Origin of the sequence: Flavobacterium phragmitis, from assembly GCF_900112575.1 — a bacterium.
Classification (GTDB): domain Bacteria; phylum Bacteroidota; class Bacteroidia; order Flavobacteriales; family Flavobacteriaceae; genus Flavobacterium; species Flavobacterium phragmitis.
In genome coordinates this window covers 262,201-278,528 of the sequence record NZ_FOMH01000008.1, presented here as the reverse complement: position 1 = coordinate 278,528, position 16,328 = coordinate 262,201, and the positions used below count along the sequence as shown (strand labels likewise).

11 protein-coding genes are annotated in these 16,328 nt (G+C 33.8%); 2 read left to right on the top strand and 9 right to left on the bottom strand.

Annotated elements, in window-relative coordinates; all coding sequences use genetic code 11:
• Positions 1-34: 34 nt before the first annotated feature.
• The 7 genes from BM289_RS15940 to BM289_RS15910 form a co-directional block, all read right to left on the bottom strand.
• Positions 35-1,249, bottom strand: a complete 1,215-nt coding sequence (locus BM289_RS15940; RefSeq protein ID WP_091495315.1) for a redoxin domain-containing protein — start codon at positions 1,247-1,249, stop codon at positions 35-37.
• A 28-nt stretch (positions 1,250-1,277) separates the two neighbouring features.
• Complete coding sequence (locus BM289_RS15935) at positions 1,278-2,492, bottom strand: TlpA disulfide reductase family protein (RefSeq protein WP_091495314.1); 1,215 nt, start codon at positions 2,490-2,492, stop codon at positions 1,278-1,280.
• 28 nt (positions 2,493-2,520) lie between these two features.
• The gene (locus tag BM289_RS15930; protein WP_091495312.1) at positions 2,521-3,729 is read right to left on the bottom strand and encodes a thioredoxin family protein; all 1,209 of its coding nucleotides are present in this window, start codon (positions 3,727-3,729) and stop codon (positions 2,521-2,523) included.
• A 188-nt stretch (positions 3,730-3,917) separates the two neighbouring features.
• Entirely contained in the window at positions 3,918-5,417 is a 1,500-nt protein-coding gene (locus BM289_RS15925; protein ID WP_091495310.1) for a RagB/SusD family nutrient uptake outer membrane protein, read from the bottom strand.
• A gap of 31 nt (positions 5,418-5,448) precedes the next feature.
• The gene (locus tag BM289_RS15920; RefSeq protein WP_091495308.1) at positions 5,449-8,928 is read right to left on the bottom strand and encodes a SusC/RagA family TonB-linked outer membrane protein; all 3,480 of its coding nucleotides are present in this window, start codon (positions 8,926-8,928) and stop codon (positions 5,449-5,451) included.
• Between the two features lie 123 nt (positions 8,929-9,051).
• Positions 9,052-10,206: a FecR family protein gene (locus BM289_RS15915; RefSeq protein ID WP_091495306.1), complete on the bottom strand. Its 1,155-nt coding sequence runs from the start codon at positions 10,204-10,206 to the stop codon at positions 9,052-9,054.
• A 143-nt stretch (positions 10,207-10,349) separates the two neighbouring features.
• On the bottom strand, positions 10,350-10,898 hold the full coding sequence (locus BM289_RS15910) for an RNA polymerase sigma-70 factor (protein ID WP_091495304.1): 549 nt from the start codon (positions 10,896-10,898) through the stop codon (positions 10,350-10,352).
• Positions 10,899-11,971: 1,073 nt separating this feature from the next.
• Between BM289_RS15910 and ilvN the strand changes: the two genes are divergently transcribed.
• Entirely contained in the window at positions 11,972-12,484 is a 513-nt protein-coding gene (gene ilvN, locus BM289_RS15905) for an acetolactate synthase small subunit (protein ID WP_091495298.1), read from the top strand.
• A gap of 156 nt (positions 12,485-12,640) precedes the next feature.
• Positions 12,641-14,104 carry a glycoside hydrolase family 125 protein gene (locus tag BM289_RS15900; RefSeq protein ID WP_091495296.1) on the top strand — a complete coding sequence of 488 codons (1,464 nt, stop codon included), beginning with the start codon at positions 12,641-12,643 and terminating at the stop codon, positions 14,102-14,104.
• 266 nt (positions 14,105-14,370) lie between these two features.
• Here BM289_RS15900 and BM289_RS15895 read toward each other — a convergent pair whose 3' ends face one another.
• The gene (locus BM289_RS15895; protein WP_091495294.1) at positions 14,371-15,189 is read right to left on the bottom strand and encodes an alpha/beta fold hydrolase; all 819 of its coding nucleotides are present in this window, start codon (positions 15,187-15,189) and stop codon (positions 14,371-14,373) included.
• A gap of 22 nt (positions 15,190-15,211) precedes the next feature.
• Positions 15,212-15,982 (bottom strand): alpha/beta hydrolase, encoded by a 771-nt coding sequence (locus BM289_RS15890; RefSeq protein ID WP_091495292.1) that lies wholly within the window; start codon positions 15,980-15,982, stop codon positions 15,212-15,214.
• Positions 15,983-16,328 lie beyond the last annotated feature (346 nt).

Sequence of the window (16,328 nt, the reverse complement as noted above, 5' to 3'; positions counted from 1 at the left end):
CCAGCTAAACAACTATTGGGAAGGTAAGTTTTGACTATTTATTTTTGAAAATTTCGCTTAGATCTTTATCCATTTTCGCATCATCTTCTTCGCCTCCATCATATCTGGCAACTATAATTCCGTTTGGATCTACTAGAATTTTGGTTGGAAGAACATGAATGTTATAACCGTCGCTGATGTCTTTTTCAGGGTTTATTTTTTCATAAGTTCCTTCTTTATACTGAAGTCCTCTCAAAACATGCTTCCATACTCCGATTCCGTCTTTTTCGACTGCTTTTCTCCATTTGTCATGCGCTCTGTCATCGTCTGAAACACCTAAAATTTCCAATCCTTTTGATTTGTATTCTCCATACAGTTTCAATAAATGCGGATTTCCTTTTCTACAAGGCACACACCATGAAGCCCAAAAATCAACCAAAAGATATTTTCCTTTAAAATCATCCAGTTTAATTGGATTTCCGTTGATGTCTGTAGTATTGAAAGGCCCTGCCGGTGCGCCTGGAACTCCTTTTTTCATGTTCTCTATATCGGCTTCTAAACTTTTAGCCATTGTTCCTTTTTTGTATAATGGATTGAAGCTGTCATAATAAGCTTTAGCTTCGTCATACTTTAGATTTCTTGAATTCATTCGTAATAACTGTAAGCTGTAATAAGATTTCGGGTTCTCTTTCATGAATTTGAAAGCTGCATCTTCATACTCTTTATACATTGGCTCTAAGCGTCCTCTGGCATCATTGTCTTCATATTTTATTGCTTCCAGAACTTCTTCGCTTTTTTTAGCCGCTCTAGCATCATCATACTTTTTTCTGATGGCATCAAACTGATCCAATTCTTTTTTATATTTTAATTTAATCTTGTCGATACTGGCATCAAACTTATAAGCATCGTCTTGTGCTTTAGAACCTTTTAGTTTGGTCTTTTTAAAATCTGCGTAGTTCAACTGTAAAGTCATTGGCGTCGCTTCTGCGAAAAGAGAGACATAGGCTTTGTCAGTCATTTTTCTTTGATCTGAAGTATTGGCAATTGCAATGTATTCTACAGGATCTTCCAATTCTCCACTGATCTGAAACTTTCCTTTAGTTACCTGAACAGTGTCGGTTTTTTTTCCATGTAAAAAATAAATTTTACCATCTGTTAAACCTGTAACAGTTCCGTCTATTTTAAATTTCCCCTGAGCTTCACATTCATTTGCGAAACCTTGAAGCAGCAAGCATACAAGTGCTGTTTTTATTATATTTAAACTTTTCATTTGCTTTCTTTTTAGTTTTAACTAGGCATTATTTGGTCTTAAAAATCTTTGCTAGATCTTCGTCCATTTTTTTATCATCAGCTTCGCCTCCATCGTATCTTGCCACGATAATTCCGTTTGGATCTACTAAAATTTTAGTTGGTAACGAATGAATATTGTAGCCTTCGCTAATATCCTGATCTACATTAATTCTTTCGTAAGTTCCTTCTTTATACTGAAGTCCTCTCAAAACATGCTTCCATACCCCGATTCCATCTTTTTCAACTGCTTTTTTCCATTTATCTTCGTTTCTGTCATCATCAGAAACACCTAAAATCTCTAAACCTTTTGGTTTATATTCTGCATACAATTTCAATAAATGCGGATTCCCTTTTCGGCATGGCACACACCACGAAGCCCAAAAGTCTACTAAAACATATTTCCCTTTAAAATCTTCCAGTTTTAATGGATTGCCGTTGATATCTTTGGTATTAAAAGGTCCTGCCGGCACACCTGGAATACCTTTCTTCATTTTTTCGATTTCAGTTGCTAAATATTTGGCCGTTTTAGTCTCTTTGTAAAGCGGATTAAAACTGTCATAATAGCCTTTCGCTTCGTCATAAGTCATTCCGTTTAAATAGTATAAAAGAGTACTAATACTAAAATAAGATTTCGGATTATCCTTTAGAAATTTCAATGTCGCTGCTGTAATCTCTTTATAGGCAGGCTCCAACAGTTCTTTTGCATCATTGATTTCGTATTTGATTGCCTCTGTCGTTTTCTCGTCTTTTTTTGCTGCCACGGCATCATCAAACTTTTTATGAAGTGCTTCAACTTTATCAAACTCTTTTTGATATTTTTTCATGATTTTATCTCGAATAGCATCATACCTATAGCTGTCATCCTGAGTTTTTGATCCTGTCAAAATAGCTTTTCTAAAATTTGAATAGTCTAGTTTTAAAGTCTGCGTTCCCGGCTCTGTCAAAACAGATGTAAAGGTTTTTTCGTCCCTGTAATTAATTTCAGCATCTTTTGCCACACTAAGATTATAGACCGGTTCGTCCATTTCTCCCTCAATTTGAAACTTGCCGTTTTTTACTTCTATAGGCACAACTGCATTGTTCTTATACGTATAGATTTTACCGTTAGTCAATCCTGTAATTGTACCATTTATGTGGAATTTTTGCTGTGCTGTCGCTTTAAAATTAAAAACGGACAAAAGCAGACTTAAAATGGTTATTTTGATTACACCTAAATATTTCATGGTTGTTTATTTTTAAGTTTTTCAGGTTTTATAAACTTTCAATTTTGGTTTTTAATGTCAATACCCTTGCGTTTGGTTCATCTCCTTTGTCAGTAGATTTTTTGATATAAGCATTGATATTTTCCAAACCTTTTTCTTTATTGGCAGTTTTCAAATAAAGACTTGCCAGACAAAAATTTACAGCCAATGATTCTGGATCCGTATTTTTCACGCTTTCAACCATTGCAATTGCTTTTTGTTCTAATCCTGCTTTATCCAAATCAGGGTTAACCGCTACGCTGTAAGCTGTATTGATATATGAACCCAATGCTTCTTTCTGATTTTTTGCAAATGTTTCGTCTGCTTGTTTTTTATTAAAATCAAACCATTTATCGTATTGTTTTTGGGCTAAATAATGCTGTCCGTAGTAATATGTTTTATACTGACTTTGCTGTGGAGACACATAATCTTTTTCTGTTTCTGCAATCGCTTTATCCAGTTCCGGTAATGTTTTTTTTGTCGCTACTTCTACTAAATATTTTGAAATTGCAGTTCCAACTACATAATCATAGCTTTCTTTTCCGATGTAAGGTTTATCGATAAAGGCTTTTTTATTTTTAATTAAGTAATTGTAAACCTTGCTTTTGTAGTCAACTCCAGCGTGTGCGATAACCGTAAAACCATTTTCTGTTACATAGTGCTCTGGTTTCATTGTTGGAATAACATCCTTGCCTACTTTTTCAATAGCATCCAATTTATACGCTGTATATAAAGCTTTTACATATTGAGCCAAAAAAGCAAAATCACGATTTCCCGACTGATATTGTTTCTCAAGGTTGTCTAATTGTTTGGAAGGATCGAAAGCTATTTTTGCCTGCTCAATAAAATCTTCTGCTTTTTCTGCACCTGTAGCTCTGTGTACCACTTTCCCATCAGCATCCATAAAAAGCAGTGTTGGATAAGCACTTACACTGTAAGTTTTCGTTAATTCAATTCCTTCGCCTTTTTCCATATCCATCTTGATGCTTACAAAATTGGCGTTCATATAATCTCCAACATGCTGTTGTGGAAATATATCTCTAGCCATCATTTTGCAAGGACCGCACCAAGTGGTAAAACAATCCATAAAAACCAGTTTCTTTTCTGCTTTGGCCTTTGCCAAAACTTCTTTAAATGTGCTGTGTTCAAAGGAAATTCCTTGTGCACTCAGCTTTGGAAGCGCCAATAACATTACTACTACAATTGCGATTTTTTTCATTTTTTGTTGATTAAGATTTGTTGTTGTTATAATTTTTTTCTTTTAAAATATCTTAATTAAAAGACATAAGTCAGGCAGCTCACTTATAAAAAATAAGCGAATTCTTATATTCTGAATTTCAAAATGAAATACAAGGTTAGAGAAGTATTATAGAGGAAAAAGCACTTCTCTAACCTGTAATTTAAAGTTTAATACGATGGGTTTTGTTTGATAATGTGATTCCCAGCATCTATAGATTCTGTTGGAATTGGCAAAATAAATTTATCCGAATTCGTAGCCGATGCTTTTACATCCGATACTTTAAATCCTGTACCAAATCCGTCAACGTAATCATATCTGATTAAATCAAACCATGATTCGCCACCTTCGGCATACAATTCGGCTAATTTTTCATAACGAACTGCTGTTAAAAATTGTGCTAAAGAAATGGTACTTGGATAAGTTTCAAAACCATTTCCGCCGGTTGTTGTGGCTCCAGCTCTCGTTCTAATAGTATTTATAGCAGAAAGCGCTTCTGGAGTTACAGCATTGTTCGCTCTTGCACTGGCTTCTGCCAAAATTAAATACACTTCTGCCATACGCATGTGGTAAAACAATTCATTTGTCCCTGTGGTAAAATAAGAAGTATATTTTGTGCTGTAATAGCCTCCATATTGCAGATTATTTATAAAAATAGAGGTTCTCGTGGCATCGTAAGTGATATTTTGCGATCCGACTGTAATACTTCCTGCAATAGCATTTTTATAAACCTGAGAAACACTGGCTGAAAATCCGCTGTAGTAATTTCCAATTCCCAATCCTGCATTCGATTCTCCTGCACTACCAAACAGAATTTCAGAACTTGTAAAAATGGCAGCCGAATCGTGATCGTCAAAAATAGCTCCGTAAGTTGGTTCTAATTTAAAATTTGAATTTGTTGCATCAATAATGCTCTTACACAAAACAGCAGCGTTCGCATAATCGCCTTTATACAATAACACTCTTGCTTTTAAACCTTTGGCAAAGGTTTTATTGGCATACTTTTTACTTCTAAGAACTGGAGCATTTGCAATTCCTTCATCTAAGTCAGCGATTATAGCGGCATAAGTTTCTGCCACTGTATTTCGTGGACTAATTTCAGAATTCTTTACTGGGGTTGTTCTAATTAAAATACCATATTCTGAATTCACATCATAAAACTGACCAAAAGTGCGAAGCAGGTAAAAATGTCCCAATGCTCTTAGAATTTTAGCTTCAGCCAAGATTTCCGCTTTTCTTTCCGGATTGGTAAAAACTTTACTATCTAATTCGGTTACTTTTTCAATAAGCCAGTTTGTGCGATTGATCAAATCATACAATCCGCCATAGATGTATTGTGTATCCGAAGCACCTGCCGCAATTGGATTATTGGATGACCAACCTACTTTTTCTGGTACTGAGGCATAAGATGATCCATTATTGCTGTAACCGCTCATAATATCGGAAACTAAATAAAAGATCGGAAAAGCGCCACCAGAACTTTTTTGTCTAAAAGTAGCATAAGCTCCAGTCAGTGCTAATTCCGCAGCCGACTCACTATTAATTGCAGTATCTGCTTCTAAAGCATAGGGCGGTTTATAATCGTCTAGATCTTCTGTTAACTGGCATGAAGCTACGGTAAACATGGCAGCACTTACTAAACCTATGTATATATATTTTAAATTTTTCATTTCTGTCTTTTTTACAATTATTTACTATGAATTAGAAAGTAACATTTAGAGCAAATGTAAAAGTCCTGATGTTTGGATAAGAGTTTCCGCCGTCACTTGTAAAACCAGTTGATCTGTTCGCAAAAGAGCTCCCAACAACATCTTCTGGATCCAACCCTGGATAATCTGTAATAGTAATTAAATTATTACCACTCAGCGATAATCTTACTTTGCTCAGACCTGTATTTTTAAATAAACTTGAAGGCAGATTGTATCCTATAGAAGCCGAACGTAATTTAATATAAGACGCATCTACAACAGATCTTGAAGTGGCTATGTAGCCGTGTGTTGGAGAAGCGTATCTAGCATAAGGCGCATCTGGATTTTCTGGAGTCCAAGTCTGAAAAACTTCACGAGTAGGATTCGTAATAGCATTAGTGTAATAAAGATTCGAAATTTTCTCGTACTCTCTTTGTGCTCCTTGCGAAAAATTCCAGTTCATGGTAAAATCCCAATTTTTATAGGAGACTGTATTGTTCCAACCTCCAAAATAATCTGGATTAATGTCTCCAATTGGACCACGGTCTAAGGTTGTGATTTTTCCGTCGCCGTTAATATCTTTAAAAATATAATCTCCAGGCTGTGTCAGCGTACTTTGATAAACACCTCCTGCAGCAGCATTAAGCGCATCGATTTCTGCTTGAGTCTGTGCAATTTTCACTACATCATAACCTGTAATAACACCAAGTGGTTTTCCTTGAATAACGGTTTGAGATCCTGCGTTTCCTCCATATAAATTGTCTACATTATTTTTTACAGTTGAAATATTAAATGAAGAATTCCATCTGAAATTTTTGGTTCTAAAAATATCTACACCAATTAAAAATTCCCAACCTTTATTAGACACATCTGCCACGTTTGTATTCCAACTGATTGATCCTGTTTCGTAAGGAAGTGGTGTAAACAAAATAATTCCTGAGGTATTTTTTTCAAAATAAACCAACTCTCCAGTTACACGGTTGTTAAATAAGCTAAAATCAAGTCCTAAATCCAATTGATCTGTTTCTTCCCATTTAATTTTAGAGTTAGGAACTCCTGTAACAGCTATACCATTTTTTCCATCATAAAAAGAATCACCATTTTCTAAAGATTGATAATAAGCCAAATAAGTAAATGACGGAAGATTATCAGAACCTGTTCTACCAATTGAAGCTCTTAACTTTAACTGATTGATAAAAGAGACTTCTTTCATGAAATCTTCATTGTGTATATTCCATGCTAAAGCTCCTGAAGGGAAAAATCCGTAACGGTTATCTGGTCCAAATTTGGTCGATCCGTCTCGTCTGGCTGTAACTGTGGCCAAATATTTTGATTTATAACTGTAATTTATCCTTCCAAAAATCGAATTAAGCCCCTGTTCCACACTTTCGCTTTCAACACTGTCCGTAAAATTAGAAGAACCAATATTGATTAAAGTGTCATCATCAGGAAAGCCTCTGTAGTGTTGTGCATCTGCATCATATCTAGTGTGATTCCAAGAAACACCTGCAACAGCATCAATTCTGTGATTTTCGCTAATAGTTTTATTGTAACTTAAAGTGTTTTCAAAAGCCGTTGTCCATCCTTCATTATGCTGTACGTCTAGTCTTGCTCCTGGTCGATCATAGTACAATGCATTAAATAAAGCCGTAGTACTTTTTGAAGTGCTGAATGTATTCGATTCATCCGAATTTACACTGGCGTTCAACTGAGATTTAAATTTTAATCCGCTAATAATTTGGATTTCACCGTAGATAGAACCTATCAAATTTTTTGAAAGCGCTTTTTTTCTAGTCTGCATTCCGTCTCCCAGAGCAGTGTATTGCTCTCCATAGTTTCCTACGAAAGTTGAATAAGAGCCGTCTTCGTTGTATGCTGGAAGATCAGGTCTAAAACTTCCAAGGGCAAGAGAAGAAAATCCTTTATTTTTATTAATTGAATAATTGTAATTAACCGATCCTCCTACTTTAAAAGAATTAGTTACATTGACATCTAAATTAGTACTGAAAGTGTAACGCTTAAAATCATTCTCAATCATAACACCTTCTTGGTCAGAGATTCCGGCAGACATCATATAATTGACTCTTTCGCTTCCTCCATTCACATTAAAACTGTACTGTGTCCATAAAGCATTTTTGTTGGTAATTAAGTCTTGCCAGTTGGTATTGGCTTTTCCAAAATAGGTATCCGGACTATTTACAATAGCATACTCCTGCGGGAAATACGGCCAATACATTGGTGGATACTCATTTAAAGTCTGCTGCGCTTTCTCAGTAGAAAATTTGATGTATTCATCTGCAGCTAAATAATCGTAGGTTTTTACCGGATTTTGAAATGTACTTGCAGCATTAAATGAGAATTTAGGTGCCTGATTTCTCTTTCCTCTTTTTGTAGTTACAATAATAACCCCGCTTGCCGCTCTAGAACCGTAAATTGCAGCCGCAGAAGCATCTTTTAAAACATCAATACGTTCTACATCATCTGGATTAATTGCTAAAAGTGGATTTTCTCTTGAACCGTAATTAATCAATCCCAAACTTTCAGAGTTTGGCGTAATTGAGATTGGTGTTCCGTCAATCACATATAAAGGCTGGTTATCTCCTCTAATTTGTGTTAAACCACGAATGTTAACAGAAGAACCTGATCCAGGTGACCCGCCTCTGCTCGATACATTTACCCCCGGAATTTTCCCAATCAATGCATTATCAATCGTTTGTGTTTTAATCTGTTGAATATCTTCTGATGTTATCGAACCTACAGAACCTGTAAGGTCTTTCTTTTTCGTTGTTCCATAACCCACCACCATTACTTCCTCAAGAGCACTTACTTCTTCTTTCAATACAATTGAATAATTGGTTTTGCTTTTTGTGATTTCTTCAGTGTACAATTGAAAACCTATACCACTTGCTACAATATAATAACCAACTTCGGCTGTAATGCTGAAAGTTCCATCAAAGTCAGTTGTAGTTCCTCTGATAACGAAGTTTTTGTTGTTTACAGCACCAGTTGGTTTGTAGCTGGAAACGTAAACCGTAATACCGGGAATTGGTTGCCCGTTTACATCCGTAACTTTTCCTTTTATTTCGATGGCCTCGGCAGTATCTGTTTTTGGTGTCTTCGATACCGCAATCTCTTTGATAATAATAGTATTATTGCCCGCAACTTCATATTTGAAATTTCCTCTTGAAAGGCTTTTCTCTAAAAGAGTATTAACACTTATCTCCCCCTTTTCAAGTTCAATTTTTGGAAGATTATCAAACATATCTGAGCGATAGACAAATCTGTATTTTGTCTGCTTTTTAATGATCTCAAAAACTTGATCAACAGTAGCTTTTTGGTTATTCTTAATTACAATTTTTACATTTTGGGATAAAAGTTCTAACGGAGTAAAGCTGAAAAGCGCCAGAGAAAGAAAAAGAATAATGGTTCGCATAATTAAAGTAGAAATGTTTTTTCTTGTGGAGAAAACATCTTTAATAATTTTAATTTTCATAATTTTGGTTTTGGTTTATCAGTTAATCTTGAATTAATTATAAGTCCTATCACGGGAAAAGATGGTTTGTACTTCGACCCACTAACCACTTTTCCCTTTTTTATCAGCTTATAATTTCTTTTCTTACTTAAAAATTACAGTCTTTTGGTTTATTTCATACGGTATCTTGTTTGTGTTACTAATTATATTTAAAATTTCCTCTATTTTCTGATCTTTATCTAGTATTCCATTAAATGTGCTGTTTTCTATAGCTTTATTTTTAAATACGGTTTTGATGTCGTACCATCTTTCCAGTACTCTCATAATATCTTTTAAAGGCATTTCCTGAAAACTGAAAATTCCTTCTTTCCACGAAACTTCATTAAACACATCGACAGCTGCAACGCGAATATTGTGGTTTTCTAATACCGACTGATCTCCAGGTTTTAGAATAGTCGAATTGAAAGAACCTGTTAAGTGTACTTTACCTTCAACGAGTGTTGTATAAATAGTTTGATTGTCCTGATACGCTTTGATATTGAATTCGGTTCCTAATACTTCAACATTCTGGTTTTGCGTCAATACATTAAAATGTGAACCTTTGTGCGCTGTACTTGGAGAAACATCAAAATAAGCTTCGCCATAAACCAATTCCACCTGACGTGGCTGTCCATCTACAAAACTTACAGGAAATTTCAGTTTTGATTCGGAGTTTAACCAAACTTTTGTGCCGTCTGCTAATTTTATAAAAAACTGTCCGCCTCTTGGTATCGTTAAATAATTGTATGCAATTGTATTTTTAGCGGTATTATCATTTTTATAAATAATCTCTGTTCCATTACTATGCACCCCAGTTGAATTATATACTGAACCTTTGCCTAAAGCAACCTGCTCTCCACTTGCCAAAACCAAAATCGCTTTGTCTGTTCCTGGAGTAATAACTGATTTGGTTACAACCACTTTGTTTGGCTCGTTTTCGATTAAATGATTTTTAGAGAAATAGAGAGTAGATCCCAATATAAGAACTGCAACGGCGGCGGCATATTTCCAGATCTGCAATTTCTTAACTGGTACATCAATTTTACTTTGAATAGCTTTCCAATCTTCTTTTTTATTAAACTGTTGTAATAGAACAGCACGTTTTTTTAAAAGTTTTTCATCGGTAAGATGTTTCAGTATATATTCTTTATCCGAATCTGTAAATAAATCAGAATCGGCAAGTGATTCTGGTTTCTCTCGTTTTAAAATGGAGGAAGCAGTTCGACTGGAAAGGTCAATTATTTTATCAAAAATAGACATCTTAAAATGTGTTTATAATGCTAAGACGACAAAACGAAAAACGAGGGTGAAAAAAAGTAAAAAAAAATTATATTTTTTTTAAGCAATTCTAAAATACCATGAATTTTTGACAGTAGTAAACAGAAATCAATACCTAAAAAACATCAATTTCTAATCTCAAATACAAATGCAATAATGAAGAAACAATCTTTCAGCAGGGGTTTTAAGCGTTTGTAGGCAATCTTTTTCTGTGTTTTAATGGTATTTAAAGAAACACCTAATTCTTCTGAAATTTCGGTGTTGCTAAGTCCTTTAATGCTCAATTTTATAATCTGTGCACATTTTGCGGGTAGCGTATTTACTGCTTTTTCTATCAATAATGAAGTTTCGGAAATAACCACTTCTCTCAAAAAGAATGGATCTGTTTCCATTTGAGCAAAATCAGTTTTACCAAGTGACTCTGTCACTTTGTAATGCCTGCTTTTTAAATAATCAAGAGATCGATTTTTGACAGACGTGTACAAATAAGATTTGATTGCGGCATCGTTATGAAATTCAATTTTTTCTTCCCAAATCTTAATAAAAACTTCTTGTACAATATCTTTTGAAACTTCTATATTCTCAATATACTTGTTGGAAAATAAGCACAACGAAGGATAGAGCGTATTAAAAACGCTTTTGTATTCCTTTAATGTTAAACACTGCACTCCCATATTTCCTTTTCGAAGGCTTTAAAAACTTAATTTATAACTCTTTATTTGCATTTCTTTTTATTAAGAAATTGCTCATTCAAGTAAAAATTAAATCGTTATTTTAAATGCTAATATAAATAAATTGTTAATTGATGCGTAAATTACAAGGAATCTGAAAAATTTCCTTGCTTCTTCATCTTAGCTAAAAAATTAGAATTACTATCCTACCATCTCATTAAATAGTGCCTTTTTTACGATTTTGATATTTAAATAAATCAAAAATTACCTGATCTAGAAAAAAGCTAAATTAAACAAAAATTACACTTTTAATAGTCAAAGTAAGATTATACTACATATTTAACATTTAATATTCACACATACCGAGATATATTCAAAAACAAGAACAAAAAAATAACATACGATATTTCTGAAGAAAATAAGATGACTTAATTCAGTGCCTCTTAATCTTTAATTATTGCATATACTCTTAAACACAAATTTATATAAATTCTATAGAATTAATAGATAATAATTTTAGACTAAATTGTTAAATATCGACCTAACTTTTCTTAATCGCGCTTAATCAACTAACATTCTGACATTTAAATTTCATAGACCTCATTATTCAAAAATAAAAAAAACTGTTTTATACTAAGAAAATTCTCAAAACGCTACTTCTAATTACCTAAAATATTCTTCAAAAAACAGAAATAAAAGCTATAATTTGAGAAAATATAATATATTTGCCTCCACAATAGAAAAAAATGAGCAATCAAATTATTACCCTTATTATTAGCAACGATATTATTATCAATCGATATTAATAAGGGAAATTTTTATATAAAAGTATTACAGTACAATTTTAAAAACCTCCCGTAATGGGAGGTTTTTTTAGTTTAGGACTAAAATGAAAAATTTAACGTCAATCATTATTATCTCAATTATCATTATTCATTCCCCGTGATGAGTCAGGATTGTATTGTATAATAAAAACCTTTCTCATCCTACCGAGAAAGGTTTTTTTTTGATCCAAACTGAACTGAATCCACCATAACTTAAAAATATTTTACTAACAAATAAGCATTAAACATCCAATGAAAGAGCAATACACGCTAACATTTTACACCGAAGATCAAATGGGATTAGTCAGCAAAACCGCTGTTATTTTTTCGAGAAGAAAAATCAGTTTTGAAAGTTTTAATATTTCATCTTGTGAAATTAATAGCATGTACCGATTTACCATTGTTGTTACGGAAACCTTTGAGACAGTACGAAATCTAGCGTTGCAAATTGAAAAAATTATTGATGTTTATAAATGTTATTGGAGTACAAATTCTGAAATCGTTTACACACAAACCGCTTTATTTAAACTTCCTACTCATGTAATTATCGAAGAAAAAGTACAAGATTTGTTGAAACAGCATAATGCCCACTACAAAATTTTGGAAAGAGATTATATTATTTTTGAAGTCACACAGCAGGAAACACAAATTGATTTTTTGACGAAAGAATTAACAAAACACAGCATTATAGAATTTGTCAAAAGTCCTAGAGTTGCTTTAATTAAATCTGGAAAAGGTTTTACAGATGAATTGGAAGGTTTTTAATGGAACTCGTCTTTTTACAATTCGAAATGTTGTTTAAAGTGTTCAAGATGTCATTTGTCTAATTTTAAATGAAATAATGAAAAATATTATTTATTTAGTACAATAAAGTTTCCATTATCTTTAAACTAACCTTACCTATTTCTAAAATAAAATTTTATGCAGTCTCGAAGAAAATTTATCAAAAATGCCGGCATTTTTTCTGCTGGATTATTGGCTATTCAATCCGAAGCATTTGGATTTAATTCTAATCTTTACGAATTTCCGTTAAAAGATTTTGTATCCCAGAGACCACCTTTGGCAGAACGTAAATTTACCAGTAAAGCAATTGAGGCTGCTATCGTAAAAGTTAAAAAACAAATTGCCAATCCTGAGTTGGCTTGGATTTTTGAAAACTGCTTTCCTAATACACTTGATACTACGGTTGAATTTGAAGTGATAGACGGTAAACCTGATACCTATGTAATTACGGGTGATATTGATGCGATGTGGCTTCGCGACAGTACAGCGCAGATCTGGCCTTATATACCGTTTGTGAAACAAGATCCAAAACTGGCTGAATTGGTAAAAGGAGTTATAAACCGTCAGGCGAAATGTATCCTTTTAGATCCTTACGCTAATGCCTTTTACAAAGATTTCAATAAGGAAAGTGAATGGAAAAATGATTTAACAGACATGAAACCAGGAGTCCATGAACGAAAATGGGAAATCGACAGTTTATGTTATCCTGTTCGTCTGGCTCATGGGTATTGGAAAGAAACTGGTGATATTTCTATGTTTGACAGTCATTGGAAAGAAGCCATGAAACTAGTTGTAAAAACCTTTAAAGAACAGCAAAGAATGGACGGCAAAGGTGGTCCGTACAGTTTTCAGCGTCAGACGGCTTGGGCTACAGACGGCGTTCCATTAGCAGGTTATGGTTATCCTGTAAAACCTTGTGGTTTGATCGTTTCGACTTTCAGACCAAGTGATGATTCAACATTATTTGGTTATTTGATTCCAAGCAATATGTTTGCGATTGAAATATTAGGGTATCTAATGGAGATTTTCTCTCTTCCTGCTTTAAAAGACGAGGATTTGGTAAATCAAGCGAAAGAACTTAAAGAACAAGTTCAAAAAGGATTAAAAGAACATGGAATTATTGATCATCCTAAATACGGAAAAATTATTGCTTTTGAAGTCAATGGATACGGAAGTTTCCATATGATGGATGATGCCAATGTGCCTTCTTTACTATCGCTTCCCTATTTGGGTGCCATCGCTCCTGATGATCCTTTATATTTGAATACCAGAAAATTGGTCTTATCTGAAAATAATCCGTTTTTTTATAAAGGAAAAGCAGGAGAAGGTATTGGAGGTCCGCATACCGGCGTAGACACCATCTGGCCGATGAGTATTGTTTTGAGAGCCATTACGAGCATTGATGAACAGGAAATAAAAAAATGTATCAGTAATTTGATAAAAACGAATGCCGGTACTGGTTTTATGCACGAATCCTTTCATAAAGATGATGTAGCTAAATTTACACGCAAATGGTTTGCCTGGGCAAACACTTTGTTTGGCGAAATGATTGTACATACCAGTCTAAAATATCCTCAAGTTTTAAAAGATAAAAACTTGTAAAACAAAGAGCTTTCATCAAAAGTATTAGATAAAAAAATACGCTTCGAGAAGCGCAATATTTATAGCAAAAAATAGAATTTTACAATATAAAGCACCAGCGGAGCGACATACAAAAAATTGAAAAAATACGTCGCTCCGCTGGTGCTTTGCTGTCGATACTAACATGATTTCTATAAATATTGCACTTCTCCGAAGCTAATAAAAAAGCTGCCTTTTTTAGACAGCTTGTTTTTTTTTTAATCTAAAAGCAATCTTACTATTTCAAATTACTTAATAAAATCCATAATATCGGCATTAATTCTATCTGCATCTGTTGTGGGCATGCCGTGGCAAAGACCGGGATAGGTAATTAATTTTCCGTTTTTCAATAACTTTTCTGCTCTCAATGCTGTCACTTTATAAGGAACAATCTGATCGTCTTCTCCGTGAAGAATCAAAACTGGAAAATCAACACTTTTTAGATCTTCAGTAAAATCAGTTTCAGAAAATGCTTTTATGCAGTCGTAATGTGCTTTGATTCCTCCATTCATTCCCTGACGCCACCAATTGTCCTGAATCCCTTTTTTGATATTAGCCCCTTCTCTATTGTAGCCGTAAAAGGGAAAAGTAATATCCTGATAAAACTGCTGTCGATTATTTGCTGTATTAAAACGAATGTCATCAAAAACTTCAATAGGCACTCCATCTGGATTATTGGCATCTTTAATCATGTACGGAGTTACAGCGCTGATCAAAATGACTTTAGAAACTCGGCCTTTGCCATATTTAGCAGCATAATGAATTGCTTCTCCTCCTCCTGTTGAGTGACCAATATGAATAGCATCTTTTAGATCTAAAAATGCTGTCAGTTCTGCTACATCTGCTGCATAAGTATCCATTTCATTGCCTATATACGTCTGAGTAGATCTTCCGTGACCTCTTCTATCATGGGCAATAACTCTAAATCCTTTATCCAAGAAAAACAACATCTGTGCGTCCCAATCATCTGCCGACAAAGGCCAGCCGTGATGAAAAAAAATAGGCGTTCCTGTACCCCAGTCTTTGTAATAAATCTCTGTTCCGTCTTTTACTTTAATTTTAGCCATTTTAATTTCGTTTTAATTGTTATTATAGATTTTCATACCATTCTAAAATATAATCTGCTACTGCTTCCCAGCCTGGTTCTCCGCAGATGAAGTGACTTTTTCCGGGAAAAATTTTTAAATCTACCTGACTGTTTTTGTCTTTATATTTCCGAGCCAGCGTTGTTGTAAGTGAAGCTGGAAAAATAGCATCGTTAGCGCCTCCTATAAACAGAATTGGTTTATGAGGTTTTTTAAAATCAATATTCGAAAAAGAGTTTAAAACCAATTCTCTGCTTACTTTATAACTTTCTGGAACTGCAATAGTATCAAATGCTTTTGCCCTGTCCCTATGCTGTAAAGTGTTAAAAAAACATCTGTCATACCAATCACGGCTTCCCATAAAATATTTGCTGGAAGAGAAAAATCCAAAAGCTGGAAGCACCGATTTTAAAGTTGCAAAAGGTGGAAATACATTTTTTGGTGGCGCACCATCTATGCTTACCACCGCAGTTGCTTTGTCTAATTCTAATAATTTCATTGCTGCCATTCCTGCCATCGAATGACCAATTATAAGCGGTTTTTCAGACAGGCTGTCTGCCAGTTTTGCGATATTATTTACTACATCAATAAAACCGGTTTTGATAAGATCAGGATGAACTGTTTTTCTTAAATCTGAAGGATTTCCTCCATGACCGGGATTAGCAGGAGTGTAAACCGTATAACCTTTCTGTTCATAACGTTCTTTCCACTTTATCCAACTGATGTCGTTTACAAAGTTTCCATGAACAAGAATAATGGATTTTGATTTTGTCATATAATTGATATTTAATTAGTAAATAGCTTTTTATAATTACAGTAAAATCCAGTTTTTTCAAACTGTCTCAAAAATCAAATTTGGAAGACGTGGTTTATTACAAGAAATAAAACATGCTTTTTTAGCCGATCTGATAGCGAAAAAGAAAATGCAAGAAGCGTGCTAAACAACTAATTTACTAAATATCAGCTAAATACACCTAAAATTAGTTTTACTATTAGTTATATTTCGCAAATTCATTATATATCGTAGAATTTTTTTTTTTGAAGCTCACTAAAAATATAAGTTAACAAAGAAAAAAGGAATTGGCACATTATTAGAATCCTTTTTTCAACACATTAAATCT

Excerpts from the sequence above, each read along its gene's own strand:
- BM289_RS15940 (WP_091495315.1), bottom strand. The coding sequence starts at position 1,249 with ATGAAAAGTTTAAATATAATAAAAACAGCACTTGTATGCTTGCTGCTT.
- BM289_RS15935 (WP_091495314.1), bottom strand. The coding sequence starts at position 2,492 with ATGAAATATTTAGGTGTAATCAAAATAACCATTTTAAGTCTGCTTTTG.
- BM289_RS15930 (WP_091495312.1), bottom strand. The coding sequence starts at position 3,729 with ATGAAAAAAATCGCAATTGTAGTAGTAATGTTATTGGCGCTTCCAAAG.
- BM289_RS15925 (WP_091495310.1), bottom strand. The coding sequence starts at position 5,417 with ATGAAAAATTTAAAATATATATACATAGGTTTAGTAAGTGCTGCCATG.
- BM289_RS15920 (WP_091495308.1), bottom strand. The coding sequence starts at position 8,928 with ATGAAAATTAAAATTATTAAAGATGTTTTCTCCACAAGAAAAAACATT.
- BM289_RS15915 (WP_091495306.1), bottom strand. The coding sequence starts at position 10,206 with ATGTCTATTTTTGATAAAATAATTGACCTTTCCAGTCGAACTGCTTCC.
- BM289_RS15910 (WP_091495304.1), bottom strand. The coding sequence starts at position 10,898 with ATGGGAGTGCAGTGTTTAACATTAAAGGAATACAAAAGCGTTTTTAAT.
- ilvN (WP_091495298.1), top strand. The coding sequence starts at position 11,972 with ATGAAAGAGCAATACACGCTAACATTTTACACCGAAGATCAAATGGGA.
- BM289_RS15900 (WP_091495296.1), top strand. The coding sequence starts at position 12,641 with ATGCAGTCTCGAAGAAAATTTATCAAAAATGCCGGCATTTTTTCTGCT.
- BM289_RS15895 (WP_091495294.1), bottom strand. The coding sequence starts at position 15,189 with ATGGCTAAAATTAAAGTAAAAGACGGAACAGAGATTTATTACAAAGAC.
- BM289_RS15890 (WP_091495292.1), bottom strand. The coding sequence starts at position 15,982 with ATGACAAAATCAAAATCCATTATTCTTGTTCATGGAAACTTTGTAAAC.